General features: G+C 67.6%; 1 protein-coding gene. It reads left to right on the top strand.

Annotation, left to right across the window (positions count from 1 at the left end):
- A partial coding sequence (locus ACTWP6_RS30265) for an IS1380 family transposase (RefSeq protein WP_443189633.1) occupies positions 1 to 1,214 on the top strand: 1,214 nt, incomplete at its 5' end.
- Positions 1,215 to 1,353 lie beyond the last annotated feature (139 nt).

Below are 1,353 nucleotides of genomic sequence, written 5' to 3'. Positions count from 1 at the left end.
CACCACGAACCCTGCACGACCCGGCCAAGGTGCTCACCGATGTCGCGATCGCGGTGGCACTCGGCGGTGACTGTGCCGCCGATATCGCGGTGGTGCGTGCTCAGCCCGAGCTGTTCGGGGCGGTGGCCTCCGATGCCACCGTGTCACGTCTGATCGCCACGCTGGCCGGCGACGTCGATGCCGCCGTTGCGGCGATCCGCGCGGCCCGGGCAGCAGCCCGCGCGCACATATGGCGGCGCCAGCAACCGCTGGCCGGTACCTCAGGCAGCCAGGTCATCGTCGATCTGGACGCCACCCTGGTGACCGCCCACAGCGACAAACAGGGCGCCACCCCAACCTTCAAGTACGGATACGGGTTTCATCCCATGCTCGCCTTCGTCGACCACGGCAGCCACGGATCCGGTGAAGCCCTGGTCGGGTTGCTGCGACCCGGCTCAGCCGGCTCCAACAGCGCTGCTGACCACATCAGTGTCCTGGATGCCGCGTTGGCCCAACTGCCCGAACCCGAACGGGCCCGGGTGCTGGTGCGCACCGACACCGGTGGCGGGGTCAAGGACTTCCTGCACCACATCACCGACCTGGGACTGCAGTACTCAGTCGGGTTCTACGGCATGCCCCCGATCGTCGAAGCGCTGCGCCGGGTCCCGCGGCGGGCGTGGCGGGCTGCCCTCGACGGCGACGGCACACCACGCGAGGGCGCCCAGGTCGCTGAGTTGACCCGCTACCTGCCCGACACGCTGAAAGGCTGGCCGGCAGGGATGCGGGTCATCGCCCGCCGAGAACGTCCCCATCCCGGCGCGCAGTTGCGCCTGACCGATGACAACGGGTGGCGGATCACGTGCTTTGCGACCAACACCCGCGGTTGGTCGATCTGCGATCTCGAAGTCCGGCACCGTCAACGCGCCCGCGCGGAAGACCGCATCCGCAACCTCAAAGACACCGGACTGACCAACCTGCCGTTTCACGGGTTCGCCCAGAATCAGATCTGGCTGGAGATCACCCTGCTGGCCGCTGACCTGCTGGTCTGGACCCAAGTCCTGGCCTTCACCGGCCACCCGGCCAGAGGCTGGGAACCCAAACGACTACGCCTGCGCCTGCTTGCCGTCGCCGGACGCATCATCACCTCAGGGCGTCGCCGCTACCTACGGCTGCCAAGAGGCTGGCCGTGGAGCGACCTCATCGAATTCGGCTGGACCGCACTGCAACCCACCTAAAACACAGAAACCATTCCGACGAGCAAAGGACCCAGGAGCACCGGCGAGACGCAACGCCGGAACCCCAGGCCGCCCACGTCAGAACCGCCCACCCACGCCACGAAAAGACCTCAACTACCCGCCACGTGAAAGATCGAGG

The sequence above is a fragment of the Mycobacterium sp. 4D054 genome, assembly GCF_052245755.1.
GTDB lineage: Bacteria > Actinomycetota > Actinomycetes > Mycobacteriales > Mycobacteriaceae > Mycobacterium.
The sequence above is the reverse complement of the archived record's forward strand: the minus strand, read 5'-3'. Positions and strand labels throughout refer to the sequence as shown.